The 16,250-nt window shown below is 69.1% G+C and carries 20 protein-coding genes; 13 read left to right on the top strand and 7 right to left on the bottom strand.

What is annotated here, in order from left to right; genetic code table 11:
- The coding region (locus tag AC51EU_RS05240) for an ArnT family glycosyltransferase (protein ID WP_496265452.1) at positions 1–1,533 on the top strand (1,533 nt) is incomplete at its 5' end.
- 201 nt (positions 1,534–1,734) lie between these two features.
- Here AC51EU_RS05240 and AC51EU_RS05235 read toward each other — a convergent pair.
- The gene (locus AC51EU_RS05235) at positions 1,735–2,181 is read right to left on the bottom strand and encodes a hypothetical protein (protein ID WP_496265451.1); all 447 of its coding nucleotides are present in this window, start codon (positions 2,179–2,181) and stop codon (positions 1,735–1,737) included.
- A gap of 2 nt (positions 2,182–2,183) precedes the next feature.
- Positions 2,184–2,630 carry a hypothetical protein gene (locus AC51EU_RS05230; RefSeq protein ID WP_496265450.1) on the bottom strand — a complete coding sequence of 149 codons (447 nt, stop codon included), beginning with the start codon at positions 2,628–2,630 and terminating at the stop codon, positions 2,184–2,186.
- A 213-nt stretch (positions 2,631–2,843) separates the two neighbouring features.
- Between AC51EU_RS05230 and AC51EU_RS05225 the strand changes: the two genes are divergently transcribed.
- Positions 2,844–3,371, top strand: a complete 528-nt coding sequence (locus AC51EU_RS05225; protein WP_496265449.1) for a hypothetical protein — start codon at positions 2,844–2,846, stop codon at positions 3,369–3,371.
- 101 nt (positions 3,372–3,472) lie between these two features.
- Here the strand turns inward: AC51EU_RS05225 and AC51EU_RS05220 are convergent, their stop codons facing one another.
- The gene (locus AC51EU_RS05220; RefSeq protein WP_496265448.1) at positions 3,473–3,886 is read right to left on the bottom strand and encodes an NUDIX hydrolase; all 414 of its coding nucleotides are present in this window, start codon (positions 3,884–3,886) and stop codon (positions 3,473–3,475) included.
- On the bottom strand, positions 3,883–4,542 hold the full coding sequence (locus tag AC51EU_RS05215; protein ID WP_496265447.1) for an NUDIX hydrolase: 660 nt from the start codon (positions 4,540–4,542) through the stop codon (positions 3,883–3,885). Before AC51EU_RS05215 ends, AC51EU_RS05220 begins: the two co-directional genes overlap by 4 nt.
- 407 nt (positions 4,543–4,949) lie before the next feature.
- Between AC51EU_RS05215 and AC51EU_RS05210 the strand changes: the two genes are divergently transcribed.
- From AC51EU_RS05210 to AC51EU_RS05190, 5 genes are all read left to right on the top strand, one after another.
- On the top strand, positions 4,950–5,459 hold the full coding sequence (locus tag AC51EU_RS05210) for a nucleoside-diphosphate kinase (RefSeq protein ID WP_496265446.1): 510 nt from the start codon (positions 4,950–4,952) through the stop codon (positions 5,457–5,459).
- An 80-nt stretch (positions 5,460–5,539) separates the two neighbouring features.
- Entirely contained in the window at positions 5,540–5,839 is a 300-nt protein-coding gene (locus tag AC51EU_RS05205; protein WP_496265445.1) for a hypothetical protein, read from the top strand.
- 156 nt (positions 5,840–5,995) lie between these two features.
- On the top strand, positions 5,996–6,580 hold the full coding sequence (locus tag AC51EU_RS05200; RefSeq protein WP_496265444.1) for a hypothetical protein: 585 nt from the start codon (positions 5,996–5,998) through the stop codon (positions 6,578–6,580).
- 39 nt (positions 6,581–6,619) lie between these two features.
- Entirely contained in the window at positions 6,620–7,384 is a 765-nt protein-coding gene (locus AC51EU_RS05195) for a hypothetical protein (RefSeq protein ID WP_496265443.1), read from the top strand.
- A gap of 2 nt (positions 7,385–7,386) precedes the next feature.
- Entirely contained in the window at positions 7,387–8,781 is a 1,395-nt protein-coding gene (locus AC51EU_RS05190) for a hypothetical protein (protein WP_496265442.1), read from the top strand.
- Between the two features lie 164 nt (positions 8,782–8,945).
- Here AC51EU_RS05190 and AC51EU_RS05185 read toward each other — a convergent pair whose 3' ends face one another.
- The 3 genes from AC51EU_RS05185 to AC51EU_RS05175 all read right to left on the bottom strand — a co-directional run bounded on the left by AC51EU_RS05185 (position 8,946) and on the right by AC51EU_RS05175 (position 10,337).
- On the bottom strand, positions 8,946–9,149 hold the full coding sequence (locus tag AC51EU_RS05185; RefSeq protein ID WP_496265441.1) for a DUF397 domain-containing protein: 204 nt from the start codon (positions 9,147–9,149) through the stop codon (positions 8,946–8,948).
- Between the two features lie 102 nt (positions 9,150–9,251).
- On the bottom strand, positions 9,252–9,455 hold the full coding sequence (locus tag AC51EU_RS05180) for a DUF397 domain-containing protein (RefSeq protein ID WP_496265440.1): 204 nt from the start codon (positions 9,453–9,455) through the stop codon (positions 9,252–9,254).
- An 18-nt stretch (positions 9,456–9,473) separates the two neighbouring features.
- The gene (locus AC51EU_RS05175) at positions 9,474–10,337 is read right to left on the bottom strand and encodes a helix-turn-helix domain-containing protein (RefSeq protein WP_496265439.1); all 864 of its coding nucleotides are present in this window, start codon (positions 10,335–10,337) and stop codon (positions 9,474–9,476) included.
- A 208-nt stretch (positions 10,338–10,545) separates the two neighbouring features.
- On the opposite strand from AC51EU_RS05175, the gene AC51EU_RS05170 reads away from it, so the two are divergent.
- The 6 genes from AC51EU_RS05170 (at position 10,546) to AC51EU_RS05145 (ending at position 16,220) form a co-directional block, all read left to right on the top strand.
- Positions 10,546–10,992: an ATP-binding protein gene (locus AC51EU_RS05170; RefSeq protein WP_496265438.1), complete on the top strand. Its 447-nt coding sequence runs from the start codon at positions 10,546–10,548 to the stop codon at positions 10,990–10,992.
- Positions 10,989–11,384: a hypothetical protein gene (locus tag AC51EU_RS05165; RefSeq protein ID WP_496265437.1), complete on the top strand. Its 396-nt coding sequence runs from the start codon at positions 10,989–10,991 to the stop codon at positions 11,382–11,384. The genes AC51EU_RS05170 and AC51EU_RS05165 overlap by 4 nt, the downstream gene beginning before the upstream one ends.
- A 678-nt stretch (positions 11,385–12,062) precedes the next feature.
- Positions 12,063–12,884, top strand: coding sequence for a FadR/GntR family transcriptional regulator (locus AC51EU_RS05160; protein ID WP_496265436.1), 822 nt, complete (start codon positions 12,063–12,065; stop codon positions 12,882–12,884).
- Between the two features lie 188 nt (positions 12,885–13,072).
- Positions 13,073–13,840, top strand: a complete 768-nt coding sequence (locus AC51EU_RS05155) for a (Fe-S)-binding protein (protein ID WP_496265435.1) — start codon at positions 13,073–13,075, stop codon at positions 13,838–13,840.
- Positions 13,837–15,594, top strand: coding sequence for a LutB/LldF family L-lactate oxidation iron-sulfur protein (locus AC51EU_RS05150; RefSeq protein WP_496265434.1), 1,758 nt, complete (start codon positions 13,837–13,839; stop codon positions 15,592–15,594). The genes AC51EU_RS05155 and AC51EU_RS05150 overlap by 4 nt, the downstream gene beginning before the upstream one ends.
- Complete coding sequence (locus tag AC51EU_RS05145; protein ID WP_496265433.1) at positions 15,591–16,220, top strand: LutC/YkgG family protein; 630 nt, start codon at positions 15,591–15,593, stop codon at positions 16,218–16,220. Before AC51EU_RS05150 ends, AC51EU_RS05145 begins: the two co-directional genes overlap by 4 nt.
- Positions 16,221–16,250 lie beyond the last annotated feature (30 nt).

The following is a 16,250-nucleotide window of genomic DNA, read 5'->3' as shown; positions in this document are numbered from 1 at the left end:
ACCGTGCGGCCGTCTCCGCGGCGCGCCGTCGCCGCCCCGGGCGGTGGGGTCCGGAGGCCGGTGGCCTGGGCCGCGGTGCTGCCGGTCGCCGGGATTCTGACCTGCGGTGTGCTGCTGTGTGCCGGCCGGTACGGGTACCACGCCGACGAGTTGTACTTCCGGCTGCTGGGCCTGCGGGAACCGGCCTGGGGGTACGTCGACCAGCCGCCCCTGCTGCCCCTTCTCTACCGGGGCAGCATCGGCGTGTTCGGCGACACGCTGTGGGCCGTACGGGTGCCCGGTGCCATCTGCTTCGCGGCGGTGGTGCTCCTGGGCTCCGCGATGACCGCCGAACTCGGTGGCGGACGCCGGGCGCAGCTGCTGGCCGCGGCGGGACTGGGGACCTCGTTCATGGTCCTGCTCTACGGCCACTACGTTCTGACCAACAGCGTGGATCTCGTGGCCTGGTGTGCCGTGGAGCTGACCGTGCTGCGTGCGCTGCTGCGGCGTGACGGCAGGTGGTGGCTCGCGGCGGGCGCGGTGTGCGGGCTGGCCCTGTACGCCAAGTACATCGTGCTGGTGCTGCCGCTCTCGCTCCTCGCGGCCCTGGCGCTGGCGGGGCCGCGCGCGGTCTTCCGCGACCGGAGGCTGTACGCCGGGGCGGCCCTGGCGCTGGTGCTCGGCGCGCCGAACCTCGTCTACCAGGCGACGCACGGTTTCCCGCAGGCGCAGATGGCACACGCCCTGGCCGAGGCCCACGGCGGGGACGGTGTGAGCCGCTTCGTGGTCACCCTGGTCTCCTACATCGGCTTCGTCCATGTGCTCTTCTGCGTGGTGGGGGCGGTGGCGCTGTGGCGGGAGCGGGCCTGGCGCCCCGTGCGGGCGCTCGTGCCCGGCTTCCTCGTAGGCGCCCTCGCCGTGCTCCTCGCACAGGGAGGACGCGGGGACTACGTCGCCGGGTACCTGGTCGTGCTGTTCGCCGCCGGCTGCGTCCCGGCGGCCGCCTGGTCGGCCCGGGGCCTTCTGCGCACGCCCGCCGCCACGGGGTTCCTCGCCCTCGGCGCCGGCCTGAACCTCGTCCTCGCGCTCCCCCTCCTGCCGGCGCACTCCCTCACCCGCGTCACGCTCAGCGACCTGGCGGTGGAGAGCATCGGCTGGCCGTCCCTGGCCGCGCAGGTCGCCGCCGTCCACCGGGGGCTGCCACCGGCCGACCGCGCGGCCGCGGCGATCCTCACCGGCAACTACGGCGAGGCCGGCGCCCTCGACCGCTACGGCCCGGCCCACCACCTCCCCGCCGTCTACAGCGGCAACAACGAGCTCCACCGGCTGGGCCCGCCCCCCGACTCCGTCCGCGTCGTCATCGCCCTGTCCGTCGACCGCGCCCGCCTCGCCGCCGACTTCGCCGACTGCCGCGCCGCACCCCCCGCCGACGACCACACCGGCATCGCCACCACCGAACACCACGCCACCATCACCGTCTGCCGCGACCCCCGCGCCCCGTGGCGCGAGTTGTGGCCCCACTACCGCGCCCTCAAGCCGTACGGGGTGCCGTAGGGCCGGCGGCCCCCGACACTCCCGGGCCGAAGGCGGCACCACCTGCACATTGGTGATACGGGCCGACGAACGCAGCCCGGTCTTCACCACCGTGAACCGACGGTGCTCAGGACGCCGCGAGGCCGCCGGGTCCCAGCATCCCGGCGAAGGACGGCCAGATGTCCTTCGCGGAGACAGCGCGCGGGCCGGAGAGAACTTCCACTACTTGTGGCGCGAGAGGTCTTCAGCGATTGGCCCGGAGTCGGGAACGCGTGACCACCACCATTTCCTACCCGTCGAGTCAACATCGGCAATTTTCAGCATGCGCCGCTCGGGGTCTTCCACAGTGTACGAGCGGAATTGCCCGTCAGCTTCGGCGATATATCGCTCCAGTTTCTCCCGCAGTGAAGGCCGGAGGCGCTCCAGCGCCCTCTCCAAATGATCACGCAAGAAAAGTGTGCCCGCGAGGTCATGCTCACCCCACACTGTGCGGTTCGACGACGGCAGCGAGCGATCCGAATCGATCTTCTCCACGCTATTTTCCCACGCCACCGCGAGATCGATGGAGTCGCGCCGCGCATTCCCTCCAAGGGATACGGACGCCGTCTCAATCTCCGCGATTTCGGCATCATTGAGCATGATCCGAATTCCGAGAGGAATGTCTCGCACTACTATCTCCCTGGGTAGTAGGTCGTGGACCGCCAGGACATATCGTAGTTCACGACGGCCAGAACACCCTTGTAGTCAAACCTTTCGGCGTTCTGGCCGTCGTTTTTCTGACCCTTCACATTCGTCAAGGCAGCATCTATCTCAGACTTGCCCGGACGCCCCATCACAGGATTGCCATCGCCAGCATGCCCGTGGGCGAACTCGACGATCTCATCCTTGGTGAATTCGCTGTTTCCGAAGCCTTCTGTGTTCGCTTCGTATTCTTCACCGGCTGACCCCTGGTGGTCGGTCCGCATCGGCGAGACGTTGTCATCGCCGGTCATGCGCATCACGAGGTCGCCTGCGCTGGCGGCACCGCCGGACGCGATGAGTCCGGCGGAATCGACCTTGATCCGTGTGGGCCTGCCCCCGTGCCGCAGTTCCTCGCCGTCGCACCGCCAGGCGGGCATATGCCGCTGATCACGGGACGGCACAGCCCGCCGCGGCTCCTGTAACCAGGAACTCGATCAACCGTCCTCGGTTGGGGGAGGCTGCCCCTCAGCCCCGTACGCAAGCTTCCCCCGAAGGTCTTTCCGGCCATCTCGTCTCAGAAACCGCAAGATCGTCGGACAAGACCGTTCTTCTCCACGAGCGCGTGGTACGCCGTTACTACGCTGCCCGGAATGTGCGAAGTCGAATACCGGAGCAGTGGAGTTCCGTTGGAGGAGTATGAACTCACCCGCGGGGACCACCGCCGTCAGAAGCAGAGCGAGGAGATCAGCGAGTCGGTTCGACGTCAGGTCGAGGAGGACAACGCCAAATGCCGGGCAGACCCAGCGATGGCGGAGCGCCACCGCCAAGCATTCGAGAACACCGCGAAACTGATGCAGTCCTTCAAGAAGGCCGACCACGAGATCACGCGGTGGCGTGTCAGGCTGTACTGCGACCACATCATCGAGACGAAGACGCACTACACGTACACCGACCCCGTCTCCGCCGGGGCACACAGCAAGCGATGCCCTGAGTGCGGGGAAGACCAGCAAACAATCGTGGCCTTCGAACCCATCGGACTGCGCGCCGAGCCACCGAAACCAACGGAACCCATGCCTCCTCCGCTGCCCCCGAAGAAACCGTCACGAGCCGAGCTCGAACGACGCGTTAAGGCCCTGGAAGAGGAGAACGAACGTCTTCGGGCGAAACTCAGCGGTTGAAAGCGGACCCGTTCCGAGATCCACTGGTTCGTGGCAGCCCACGACCCTCTTCGCCGTATCCCAGGACAGCGATACGGACATGGCCCCGCCCCCAGGGGCAGTCAGGAGATGAGGACCCCGTCCAGGTACTCCTGTACCGGTTCGAACAGTCCGTACGGCACGTACTGCGGGATCTCACCATGGGCGACCCAGGCCAGTTCGGCCAGTTCCTCGGTGTCCGCGACGTGCGCCGTACCGTCCAACACCTCGCATGCGGTGTACGACATCAGCCGGCCCGTCTTCGGGTGGACGCGCTCGCCGAGCAGCTTCACGGCCGCCACAGTCAGCCCGGTCTCCTCCTGGGTCTCCCGCACAGCGGCGTCCTCGCGGTCCTCGCCCGGCTCGACCTCTCCCGCCGGGAACTGCCAGGAGAGCTGTCCCTCGCTGACCCGGCGGCGGACCATGAGCACGCGTCCCTCGTTCACGACGATGGCGGCGGCGATGCCCGGGCGCTTGTCCGTGTTCTGCTGCGTCACGTCTGCTCCTCCAGAACGGCAAGGATGGGCGGGAAGATCGTATCGACGGGGATGAAGCGGGGCACCGCGTTTCTGGGGACCCACATCACGTCGATGTTCTCGACCGTATCGCTGTTGGTGGCCTCACCGGCCAGGTACTCGCACAGGAAGTACTCGCACAACACGCCGGTCACGGGGTGAAGCCGGTTCCCGAGGTGCTGCCGGACCGCGCAGTGGACTCCCGTTTCGTCCAAGGTCTCCCGCACAGCGGTGGTCTCCGCCTTGCCTCCCGGCTTGATGACCCCGGCCGGGAACTGCCACGTGATTCCAGCGGCGTTGTCGTCCCGCCGGCACACCAAGAGGACATCACTGTCGCGGACGACCACCGCGATGGCCACCCTCAGCGCCTGCGCGCCGGGCGGCGTCGAGTCCGCTGGGGCCCGTTCCTTGGCCAGCAGGAGCGTGAAGCGCTGCCTCGCAGCCGGAGGAGCCTGCTCATGGGCCGTGTCGAGGAGCTGTTGCATCTCTCTGCGAGGCACGACGGACGCGTCGGAGTGCCAGGTGGCCACGGTTCTCACGGCAATGCCCAGGTGGGCGGCGAACTGTTCGTTGCCGAGCCGTAGGGCGGATTGCAGCAGGCAGGCGTACCGGCCGCTCCAGCGCTCGATCACGTCCACAGGACTGCCCCCTCGTCGCCGCTCCGGTGCAGGAATCCGCGCGCCGAAAGCGCACTCCCACTGCACTGGCACTTCATGGTCGCGCGAGAAGAGCCCCGGAAGAATCGGAGTCACCAGGGGCCAAGGAATCACTGCCGAAGGCTCAGTCCCCTGGGAGACGCATGAGGGGCGCGAAGGCGCCAGACGACCACAAGGAGATTCTAGGTGCGTAGCCCCAGCGGATAGCGGAGACAGAGAAGCTGGCCGAGTCGGGCCTCTCAGTCGGCTGATCGGCCGCACCACGGCCGACATTCGCTCGTCCGGGGCATTGCCCGCACGCCCGAACCGCCCTGCCAGCGCCGGTAACCTCGACAGACGACGGCTGACCATCCGTCATGTTCGGTTGTTAGCAAGGCGAAAGGGAGTCAATGGCCGAGGTTGAGGCACACACTGTCGAGCGCACGCTCGTCCTGCTCAAGCCCGATGCTCTGGCGCGTGGCCTGGCAGGAAGGATCATCACTCGATTCGAGGACGCCGCGTTGAAGATCGTCGGCACCAAGATGAAGTGGATGGACGAGGAGTTCACCCGCCGACACTACTTCGACTTGGAGGAACGGCTGGGGTCGGAGGTCTACAGCGTCACGGCGACGTTTATGCAGCAGGGTCCGGTCATCGCCCTGGTGCTGGAGGGATTCGACGCCATCGCCACCGTCCGCAAGATCGTCGGCAGCACGTACCCGAACCAGGCTCCGGCCGGCACGGTACGTGGCGACTTCTCGCACTACAGCGCGGCGGCCAGCATCGCCTCGGGCAAGGCGGTCGCGAACCTCGTGCACGCCTCCGGCAACGCGGAGGAGGCCAAGCAGGAGGTGGAGCTGTGGTTCGACAAGGACGAGTTGCAGGACTACAAGACGCTCGCCGAGATCTTCACGTACTAGCAGCGGGTCATGGCGTCACCGCGGGGACACCAGGGCGTTGATCACTACTGGGGCACGACCGTTTGAACCGAGAGGGCACCATGACCAACCAGACCCGCCTGGCCTCCACCGACGAGCTGGAGTCGATCTTCCAGCGTGAGCTGGCGACCGACCGGTGGGCGGCCACCGAGACCGCCTACGCCCTGGCTGTGCGCCACCGTGACCTGGGCGACTGGCCCGCGTCGCGTGAGTGGGCCCAGCAGTGCCTGCGTCTGCTGGAGGGCTTCCCCAGCGAGACGGAGGAGCAGGTCGCCACCGGCCGTACGTCGGTGGGAGGCGTTCAGCTGCCGTCCTACCTGCACTCGGGAGTCGTCGAGGAACGCTTCGGCACCCTCGGCTGACACCTCACGATCCACCGGGGTGATGCGGCCGACACCCCCATCGGCCGCATCACCCCATGCTCGACCACCAACCCCATAGCGATCGCCCGACCGGACAGCCCGCACGGCAGGGTCCGGCTGGCTTCGCCATGCCTGAAACGAGGAGGCAACAGCCCCGTGGCCGTCGAGATCGAGATGCGCGCCCGCTTCACCAAGGAGGTCCACGACCAGCTCGTCACCCGCCTGAAGGCGGACGGGGAGGACCTGGGCCCCGACGACAAGCACATCTACTTCTACGTGCTGCCCGACCAGCTCCTGAAGGTCACCGACAACACCGCCGCCGGTACCGCCAAGATCACCCTGAAGGGGAGCAAGATCGGGCAAGGCGCGGCCTTCGTCGAGACCGAGTTCACCATCGCGCCCGCCGACGTTCCCGCCGCGGTGAAGGTGTTCAACGCCCTCGGGTTCGAGACGGCTATGCATGAGGCGTTCAACTTCCGTCGCAACTTCCGCTTCGACGGCGTCGAGATCGCGGTCAAGTGGAGTGAGGCGTGGGGCTACCACGCCGAGTTCGAGGTGCTGCTGGAGGACGGCGCCTCGGACGCCGAACGCGCTGAGGCCGAGGCCAAGATCACGGACGTCGCCACGGCGCTCGGCGTGACCCTGATGACGGAGCAGGAGCTGGCCGACTTCATAGCCGCCTTCGAGGCCACAGAGAAGGTGCGCAAAGCGCGTGATGAGCAGGCCGCGCCGATCCGGTAGGCAACACCACCGCGGAGACCACCAAGGGGGTGGGCACGAGTGAGCACGACCCCGTTGACCGCAAGTCTGATCGACCTGGCTGCCCGAGGGCAGCTCCCGCTCCACCAGCACATGGACCACGCCACCATCGCGTGGATCAGCGACAACAGGCCCGATCTTCCGCCGACGCCGCAGACGGCCTTGCGCCCGCGGTCGAAGGAACTGCTCGCGCACGGTGGACTGCCCACCCGGTGGTGGGTCGCCCCCCGCCTGTACACATCGCTCCACGGCGTCCGGCACGCCATGAGGACGGCGGCGCTCGCCGCCGTCCTCGCCGAGGCGAACGGCCTCGACGACGCCGATGCCGCCACGGCGATCCTCGCCGCCGCCGTACACGACTGCCAGCGGCGCCACGACCAGGACGACCGCGGTCATGGTGCCCGCGCGGCCATCTGGCTCGCCGCGAACGCCGACACGGTCTGGGGCCACTTCGGCCTCACCCCCACACCGCGGCGGATCGTGCAGGTGGCCACCGCCGTACGACTGCACGACGTCCCGTACGAGGCGTTCACCGCGGACGACAGGACCGACCACGCCCGGGCCGAGCACATCACCGACATGGTCAAGGCCGCCGACGCTCTGGACCGGTACCGCCTGCCGAAGCTGAAGTGGTGGCCGGACGCCCGGTACGTCCGCGAACCCGCCTTCGACCAGCTGCGGGGCCTCGCCTTCGACCTGGTCCTCGTCTCGGAGCGGGCCTATCTCGCCGGGGTCAGCGGCACTGCGGCCGTGCGTTGCGCGCTCGCCGAGAAGGGCCTGGTCTGACCATGGAATTTCTCGACGCCTACCACCTGTGGGCCGACGCCCACGCCTTCTTCGACTCCGCCCTCATTCCCAGCCCCTCCAACCGCACCGACCCGCTCGCCGCCCAGGCAGCGGGCTGGGAACGAAGGCTCGCCGAGGAGACTCCGAACGGCCACCTGCTGCGGCAGAACGCCCTCTTCGCGGCCCTGAGCAGAAGCGGCAAACTGCACCTGCTGCACGTCACCCACGCCCTGGAGGAGATCAGCCGCCAGGGCGTGCTCTACCCGTCGGGCGGCTGCCTCGTCGGGAGCATCTACTGCGCGCCGCTCACCGCGACCGACCGAGGCTTCCGCATGCACAACCTCGGTGCCTATGTCCTGGCCAAGGAAGCGCCGACCTTCCTGGCCAAGCTCGGCGTGACCGATCGCGTCCCCACCCCGCTGATCTTCGAGATCGACGCCCCGCCTCAGGCGTACCGAGGGCTCGCCGGCGTGGACTACCTGCGCCTCGGCCTCATCCACCTGCGGATCTACAGTCACCTGGAATACCTGCTGAGCAAGAACGAGCGGCACCAGCTGCGCGAGAGCGTCGTCAGCCGGGTCAAGAACTCGTCCGCGCTCCTCGCTGCCGCTGCCACTGTCGCCTACCAGGGCACCCAGGTCGACGCCGAACCGTTCCTGAAGCTGCTCGACGGGACGATCCCCCGCCTGCCGATCCTCGGCTACCTGTACTTCGAAGCGGTCGCCGAGTACCTGATGCTCCACTCGACCTCCCACCACACCCGGCGCCTGGCCGAGCTTGGCGAGCTGAACAACTGGCTGTACAAGGAGATGCTGTTCGCCTCCTTCCCCGCCATGGCCGGCAAGTTCGACCTGGCGAGATTCCGTCCCCACCCGAAGCAGCTGGCCGCGCTCCTCCACCACGTCGATCCGACCATCGACACCAACCACGCGAGCGCGTACCTGGTTGAGCGGATCAGTTACCTCGTCGCCGCCCGCCTCTTCGCGCCTGGCGACGCCCCGGAAGCCTGGCATCACACTCGCTGGGAGTTCGACTCGCTGGCCACCCAGCTCGGACCACTCCTCGGCCACCTCATCCACCGGGAACTGCGCACCTTCGGCCGCTACCCCGACTTCTACTTCTACTTCGACCAGCACAAGGCGCTGCAAGCCTGGAACTACTGGAACCACATGGACATCGTCGCACCGTTCAACGGCACGATGCCCAAGGGCGAGATCGGCATCAACCCGGCCTACCCCAACCTCGACTACCGCGTCTGGCGCGCGGAGCAGGACGGTGCCGGCCACCTCCACCCGGCCGAAGAACTCTCGCTGACCATCGCCCCGCGGCTGGTGGACATCAAGTACACCCTGATGCGCAACAACCAGTGGACCGCCCCCGCGCCCAGCGTCGCCTGATCCGCGAACCAGGCGTCGGGGCCGTCCGCGAGGCCCCGTACCCGGCAGCCCGTCCCCACATGCACGTGCCCCCGGCTCTCACCACCGCCGGGGGTACAGTCGCGCGCTCCAGTGACACGGGCCGACGAACGCGGTCCGCGGATCACCGACGGAATCCACGGCACTCAGGACGCCGCGAAACCGCCGTCCTTCAACGTCCCGACGAAGGACGACCAGGCGTCCTGCCCGAAGACCGCGTACGGGCCGGACGGGTTCTTGCTGTCGCGTACCGCATGTCCCCCGTCGGCGGTGTGGGCCGTCTCCACGCAGTTCCCCGACTGAGCGGAGTAGGACGACTTCCTAAACGCGCTGACGATCTCAGGCTTCACGATTCCTCCTTCCCTGCGGCAGTCCGCCGGGCGCAACAGGCCGAACACGCCCGGAGCCCCCCATCTCATGCGGCGGGGATTCCGAGCGCATCCGCTTCCCGCTCAGAACGACGCGGAATCAGCGTTCTTCAGCGTCTCCACGAAAGACGACCAAGCTTCTATGCCGAAAACCAGCTTCGGACCGGTTCGGTTCTTGCTGTCACGGACCGGCACGTTGCGGGAAGCGCCGGTGCCAACCTCCACGCACTGGCTGTTGGCACTGCTGTAGCTGCTCGTCCGCCACTTCACTTCAGAGCCAGTTGCCACTCTCAGTAACCTTCCTTCTCATTCTTTTCCTCTCGCGGCCTCAGCCAGTATGTCGGCGCTGTCCTTCGGCCCCAGGGCCACCGCTTGCAGGTGTTCGAACATCGACTTGTAACGTCTCACGTCTGCCTCTTCCTCCAGGAAGAGGTCACCGGCTGGACTGTCCACGTGGACCAGCTCAGGGTCGATCGGATCCGGAAAATCCATGTGCACGAACGCACCGGTCATGCCGGCGTGCGCACCCACGCGGAAAGGGATCACCTGAAACGTGACGTTCGGCTCATCCTTCAGTTCGAGCAGACGCTCCGCCTGCTCCCGCATCACCGCTGGTCCGCCGACCACGCGGCGAAGCGCTGCCTCATCCACGATTGCCCAGAGCTGCAACGGGTCCTCTTTGGTGAGCAATGACTGCCGCTCCATCCGGGCCTGCACCCGCTGTTCGACTTCTTTCTTGCTCGCCTTCGGCAAGCCTCCCTCGATGGCAGCCCTGGCATAGCTCTCCGTCTGCGCCAGTCCTGGCACGAAGAGGGATTCATAGTTCCGTACTGTGCGCGCCTCGGCCTCGAAGCCGATGTAGGCCGCGTACACCTCGGGCAACTCCGAGTGGTACGGCCGCAACCATCCTCTGTTGTTCGCCCCGCTGTACGCCGCCATCAGTTCCTCGCGCTGGGCATCGGTGGCACCGTACAGGTCCAGGAGTGCGTTCAGTGTCCGTTTCTGCGGGCGGGCTCCTCGGCGTTCCACTCGGTAGAGGGTGGCCTCGTTGATCTGGGTCCGCGTGGCGACATCCTCCCGCGAGAGCCCTGCCTCCGAGCGCAGCCGACGGAGTCCCGCTGCCAGCCGCCGCATCCTCACGGTTGGCGGTCGTTTGAGGTTCTCGGGCACGTCGTTCTCCTCTTCCCTGTTCCGTTCCGGTGAGTGTGGGCGACCGGACGCAGCGGCTCAAATCATCTGAACGCATGGCAGCACTTCGCAAGGATTGCATTCTATGGATCGGCAGGGGCATGCTGTGCGTCGTGCTCACGTTCCGTACATCAACGCGGTGTCGCTTGAGTTCTTTTGATGCTCCGTCATGCGCACCAAGGGGATAGCCATGTCCGCACGCGCTCGACCCGTTGTCGAACTTCCGATCGTCCGGCCGCCCTGGGTCGGCTACCGCCTGCCGGCGGCGCCGTGGGGGGCCGGGTTGGCGCGGAAGGCCCTGCGGCGGCAGTTGCGGATATGGGGCGTCGATGGCGAACCGGCGGAGGACGCCGGGTTGTTGGTGTCCGAGCTGGTGACGAACGCGGTCGCGGCGGTGGGCGACGGGTGCCGGGAGATCGGTCTGCGGGTGGAGCTGGCGGGCGGTCTTCTGCGGCTTGAGGTGCATGACGCGAGCAGCGAACTTCCGCTGCTCCAACACGTCGAGGAGGACGAGGAATGCGGACGTGGTCTTCTGCTGGTGGACGCCTTGGCATGCTCCTGGGGCGTCATCGCCGACGGCGCCACCGGGAAGTCGGTCTGGGCAGAGCTGCCGCCGCGTCGCACGCCAGGGTCGTGACGGCCCCCGGCGCCCGCCCCACCCGCCACAACCGGCCCGTTCTCTACCGCACACACTCCGAGGCGCATACGGCCGACGGGCGGGCGCCGATCGTCCTCGGCAGCCGGGTGTCGGCCTCCCCGCGGAAGGCGTTGGGCCTGCTCAGGCGGAGGGCGGTGGCGCTGGCGACGCAGTTGGGGGAACCGTACGACCGGACGGTTCGGGAATGGCTGGATGACGCCGTCGAGTACCGGTGGGCACTCGACGGGCTCGGCTGCGGCATCCCGTACGTCTTCGAGGCGGCCGACGGGGACGGATACACCTACACCCTCGTCGCCCGCCCGGACGCGGCCGCCCGTATGGCCCGGTTCGGGGTGGCGTGCGGGCAGTGGACCGTCCGGAGGGCGCCGTGACGGACGGAGTGACGGCGGCCGGGTACTGGTGCGAGCAGTACGTCTACCGCTTGCCGGACACGGGCGAGCCGGACTCGTGGGCGGCCCATCGCGCCGACAGTCCGTACCGGGCCTTGCGCCATGTGCGTTCCGGGGTACGGGAGTTCGTCCGTACGCTGCCGCCGGACGCGGGCCTTCGGGCGCCGCGCCGGGTGGACGAGGGTTACGTGGGCGCGTTGGCGGCGCTCCACCGGGGCGGGCCGTGCGGGTTCGTGCTCCACCACGGGGGTGTGCGCGTGGAGTGGTCCGTTCAGCCGGTGCGGTTTCTTCCCCTGGGCAGGTGTCCGTCCGGGCCGTCGCGTGTGCGGTGGGAGGTGTCTCCCCGGCCGCTCTGCCATGAGAACCGCGGCCGGGACACATCACCCGACGGACCGTTTTCGCCGACCACAAAGCGCCACATCACCGTGACCAGGAATTGTTCGAGCTCCGGATTGCCCACCATGGAGCGCCGTCACAGCTCCACCACGAGGAGCCGCAGACCGCCACCGGCCGGGCGCCTGCCCGTACAGCTCCGCGACCTGCCGCCCCACCCATGAGGTCCGACGGTCCGACCACACCCCCTATGACATAGTTCGCCTGCGGAGAGACCCGGGAGAGGAGCCCCCGGGCGAGATCCGACAGCGAACCCGGGAGGTACCGATGGCTGCCGAGTGGCGCCCCGTACGGCAGTCGCGGACGCATGAGCTCGTCCTGGAGACGATCGAGGAACGGGTGGTCGCCGGGGAGCTGAGGGCCGGTGACCGGTTGCCGCCGGAGCGGGAGCTGGCCCCCGCCCTGGGGGTGAGCAGGTCCGCCCTCCGGGAGGCGCTGCGCGTACTGGAGAGCATCGGGGTCCTCACCGCGCACACCGGGCGCGGCCCCGACGCGGGCGCCCGGATCGTCCGCAATCCGGACGACGCCCTCGGCAGGCTGCTGCGGCTCCATGTCGCCCTCGGCAGCTACCACCTCCACGACGTCCTGGAGGCCCGGGTCACCCTGGAACGTTCCAGCTTCGAGGCCGCCGCCGAGCACGCCTCCCGCGCGGACCTCGCCGAGGCGGAGGCACTGCTCGCCCGGATGCGGGAGCCCGGTATCGGCGCCGCCGAGTTCAACGAACTGGACACCCGCTTCCACGTCCACATCGCCCGCAGCTCCGGCAACCAGCTGATCTCGACGCTGACCTCCGCCGTCCGCGAGTCCGTACGCCCCCTCATCCTGACCGCCGAGGAGGCCGCTGAGGACTGGCCGGCGACGGCCGCCGCCCTCAACGCCGACCACGCGGAGCTGCTGCGCCTCCTCCGCGCCGGCGACGGCACCCGCGCCGCCGACCTCGCCGAACGCCACATCCGCAGCTTCCACGGCACCCTCGTCGCCACTCCGGCGCGGGAGGCGCGGGAGGAGCGGGAAGAACAGGGAACGGCGGACACGCCGGAGCGCAAGGCGCCGGACGCGCCGGAGCGCAAGACCGCGCCCGACGCATAGACCGGCGCGCCCCGCACGCCGGACGACGCCCCGCCACGTACGCCCCTACACACCCACCCGACCCCCTCACCCTAGTATGGTCGGACCACATGAGGGTCCTGCCGGTCCCGCCCCGCTCCGATACCGACGGTCCCCTCCTCCCCACCGACCGCAATCTCCCCACCGACCGCAATCGTGGAGGTCCTGCCATGCGTATCGGACTCTTCGCCACGTGTCTGGGCGACACTCTGTTCCCCGACGCGGTGAAGGCCACCGCAGTGCTGCTGACCCGTCTGGGCCATGAGCTGGTGTTCCCGCCCGAGCAGACCTGCTGCGGGCAGATGCACATCAACACGGGGTACCAGCGGGAGCCCGTACCGCTGGTCCGCGGCTTCGCCGAGCAGTTCGGTGACCGGTCCGTGGAGGCCGTGGTCATGCCGTCCGGTTCCTGCGCCGGCTGCGTACGCCATCAGCACGAGATCGTCGCCGAGCGGTACGGGGACGCGGCCCTGCGCGACGGGGTGGCCGTGGTGAAGGCGAAGACGTACGAGCTGTCGGAGCTGCTGGTGGACGTGCTGGGCGTCACGGACGTCGGCGCGTACTTCCCCCACCGCGTCACCTATCACCCCACCTGCCACTCGCTGCGCATGCTGCGGGTCGGGGACAAGCCGCTGCGGCTGCTGCGCGCCGTCGAGGGCATCGACCTCGTCGAGTTGCCCGAGGCCGACGCCTGCTGCGGCTTCGGCGGCACCTTCGCCGTCAAGAACGCCGAGACCTCGTCAGCGATGCTCCAGGACAAGATCACCAACGTGACCGGCACCCGCGCCGATGTCTGCACCGCGGGCGACTCGTCCTGCCTGATGCACATCGGCGGCGGACTCTCCCGCATCAAGGCGGGCACCCGGACCCTGCACCTCGCGCAGATCCTCGCCTCGACCCGTACCACGCCGCACGTCCTGACGGAGGCCGCCCGATGAGCCGCACCTTCCTCGGTATGCCCGCCGTCCCGCCCCGCGCGCCCTACGGGGCGGGCAATCTGCGCGGTGACGAAACGTTCCCCAAGGCCGCCCACCACGAGCTGGGCAACGAGCAGTTGCGCCGCAACCTCCACAAGGCCACCCACAGCATCCGCGCCAAGCGGCTGGCCGTCACCGCCGAGCTGCCCGACTGGCAGCAGCTGCGGGACGCCGGTTCGGCGATCAAGGCCGATGTCATGAACCGCCTGCCCGAGCTGCTGGAACAGCTGGAACGCAAGGTCACCGAGGCCGGCGGCACCGTCCACTGGGCGCGCGACGGCGTCGAGGCGAACGAGATCGTCACCCGGCTGGTCGCCGCCACCGGCAGCGACGAGGTCATCAAGGTCAAGTCGATGGCCACCCAGGAGATCGGCCTCAACGAGTACCTCGCCGAGCGGGGCATCACCGCGTACGAGACCGACCTCGCCGAGCTGATCGTCCAGCTCGCCCACGACAAGCCGTCGCACATCCTCGTCCCCGCCATCCACCGCAACCGGGACGAGATCCGCGAGATCTTCCTCCGGGAGATCCCCGGCGTCGACCCCGCGCTGGACGCCGTGCCCGCCCACCTCGCGGCCGCCGCGCGCGCCTATCTGCGCGAGAAGTTCATGACGACCAAGGTCGCCGTCTCCGGCGCCAACTTCGGCATCGCCGAGACCGGCACCCTCTCGGTCGTCGAGTCCGAGGGCAACGGCCGGATGTGCCTGACGATGCCGGACACCCTGATCACCGTCATGGGCATCGAGAAGATCCTCCCCCGCTACGCCGACCTGGAGGTCTTCCTCCAACTGCTGCCCCGCTCCTCCACCGGCGAGCGGATGAACCCGTACACGTCGATGTGGACGGGCGTCACCCCCGGCGACGGCCCCCAGGACTTCCACCTCGTCCTCCTGGACAACGGCCGCACCGCCGCGCTCGCCGACACCGTCGGCCGCTCCGCCCTCCACTGCATCCGCTGCTCCGCCTGTCTCAACGTCTGCCCGGTGTACGAACGGGCCGGCGGCCATGCGTACGGTTCGACGTACCCGGGCCCGATCGGCGCCGTTCTCACCCCGCAGCTCGCCGGGATGCACGCCGCCAAGAACGACCCCAACAGCTCGCTGCCGTACGCCTCCAGCCTCTGCGGCGCCTGCTTCGACGCCTGCCCGGTGAAGATCGACATCCCGTCACTGCTGGTGGAACTGCGCCACCAGAAGACCGAGAGCCACGGCACCACGGCCGAGAAGCTGGCCATGAAGGCCGCGGCGACCGTGATGGCGTCACCCCGCCTGTTCACCACCGCGCAGAAGGCGACGGCGCTCGGCCGGATCGCCGCGGGCCGCGACCGCAAGATCACCCACCTCCCGCCGCCCTTCAACGGCTGGAGCCACAGCCGCGACACCCCGGCACCGCCGAAGCAGACCTTCCGCTCCTGGTGGTCCTCCACCGAGGGCCGGACGACGCTCGCGGAGGCGGCGCGCGAGGGGGACAGGCTCCGGGGCGAGGGAGGCCAGGGCGCCGGTCACGAGGGGGACAGGGGCGGCCTTCACGAGGGTGGCGCCGGTCACGAGCAGGACGGGGATGCCGACCGTCCCACCGGCAACAGCGGGAGCAGCCACCCCACCGGCAACAGCCCCACCAGCAACAGCCGCCCCACCGACCGCACCCCTCCCCGCGATACCGCCCCCGGCACCCGCGACGCCGCCGACGACGACACCCCGGAGGAGAACCAGTGACCGCACGAGAGACCGTCCTCGGCCGCGTCCGCGACGCCCTGGCCCTCGCGCCGCAGCCCGACGTCACGGTGCCCCGCGCCTACCGCACCGGCCGCACCCTCCCCGACGCCGAACGCCTCGCCCTCTTCGCCGACCGCCTCCGCGACTACAAGGCCGGCGTCCACCGCTGCACCACCGCCACCACGGCCACCACCGTCACCGAGATCCTGCGCGCCCGGGGCGCCCGCCGCATCGGCGTCCCGGCCGGCCTCGACCGTTCCTGGACCTCCGCCTGGGACGGCACCGTCGAGGTCGACGACCCGGCCGTCCCCGCCCCGGACCTGGCCGCCCTCGACGGCGTCCTGACCGCCTCCGCCGTCAGCTGCGCCGAAACCGGAACGATCTTCCTGGACGGCTCCCCCGACCAGGGCCGCCGCGCCCTCACCCTCGTCCCCGACCTCCACCTCTGCGTCGTCAACCTCTCCACCGTCACCCCAGGCGTCCCCGAGGCCCTCTCCCGCCTCGTCCCCGAACGCCCCACCACCCTCATCAGCGGCCCCTCCGCCACCTCCGACATCGAACTCGAACGCGTCGAGGGCGTCCACGGCCCCCGCACCCTGGAGGTCCTCATCCGCACGGACGCGTGACACCGGGGTGAGGCGGGGGCGAGCCCCGTC

The sequence above is a fragment of the Candidatus Streptomyces philanthi genome (assembly GCF_059553635.1).
This window is presented reverse-complemented; position numbering and strand designations above follow the sequence as displayed.

Bases quoted from the DNA above. Each gene is read 5' to 3' on its own strand.
- AC51EU_RS05230 (WP_496265450.1), bottom strand. From the start codon at position 2,630: ATGCCCGCCTGGCGGTGCGACGGCGAGGAACTGCGGCACGGGGGCAGG.
- AC51EU_RS05225 (WP_496265449.1), top strand. From the start codon at position 2,844: ATGTGCGAAGTCGAATACCGGAGCAGTGGAGTTCCGTTGGAGGAGTAT.
- AC51EU_RS05210 (WP_496265446.1), top strand. From the start codon at position 4,950: ATGGCCGAGGTTGAGGCACACACTGTCGAGCGCACGCTCGTCCTGCTC.
- AC51EU_RS05205 (WP_496265445.1), top strand. From the start codon at position 5,540: ATGACCAACCAGACCCGCCTGGCCTCCACCGACGAGCTGGAGTCGATC.
- AC51EU_RS05190 (WP_496265442.1), top strand. From the start codon at position 7,387: ATGGAATTTCTCGACGCCTACCACCTGTGGGCCGACGCCCACGCCTTC.
- AC51EU_RS05170 (WP_496265438.1), top strand. From the start codon at position 10,546: ATGTCCGCACGCGCTCGACCCGTTGTCGAACTTCCGATCGTCCGGCCG.
- AC51EU_RS05160 (WP_496265436.1), top strand. From the start codon at position 12,063: ATGGCTGCCGAGTGGCGCCCCGTACGGCAGTCGCGGACGCATGAGCTC.
- AC51EU_RS05155 (WP_496265435.1), top strand. From the start codon at position 13,073: ATGCGTATCGGACTCTTCGCCACGTGTCTGGGCGACACTCTGTTCCCC.
- AC51EU_RS05150 (WP_496265434.1), top strand. From the start codon at position 13,837: ATGAGCCGCACCTTCCTCGGTATGCCCGCCGTCCCGCCCCGCGCGCCC.